Consider the following 255-nt stretch of genomic DNA (forward strand, 5'->3'; position numbering starts at 1 on the left):
ATGAGTAACATTGAGTCAGCAGTACCTTAGTAATTCCGATGCATCCGTAGCTCAGCTGGATAGAGTACTCGGCTACGAACCGAGCGGTCGGAGGTTCGAATCCTCCCGGATGCACCATCTTCTCCTGTCTATCAGCGATGATAGTACTCCTGAGAAAGTTATTTTCTCAGCGGGCACAAGGGAAGATAACGTTGCTTTAGCAACGGCCCTTCAGGGCGAGCCTTCGGCGAGTAATCCTCCCGGATGCACCATCTT

At 51.4% G+C, this 255-nt stretch carries 1 tRNA gene; it reads left to right on the forward strand.

Annotation, left to right across the window (positions count from 1 at the left end):
• Window positions 1–40 precede the first annotated feature (40 nt).
• Window positions 41–117, forward strand: a tRNA-Arg gene (locus MUU46_RS00020).
• Window positions 118–255: the final 138 nt, after the last annotated feature.

The sequence above is a fragment of the Scandinavium tedordense genome (assembly GCF_024764965.1).
Taxonomy (GTDB): Bacteria; Pseudomonadota; Gammaproteobacteria; order Enterobacterales; family Enterobacteriaceae; genus Scandinavium; species Scandinavium tedordense.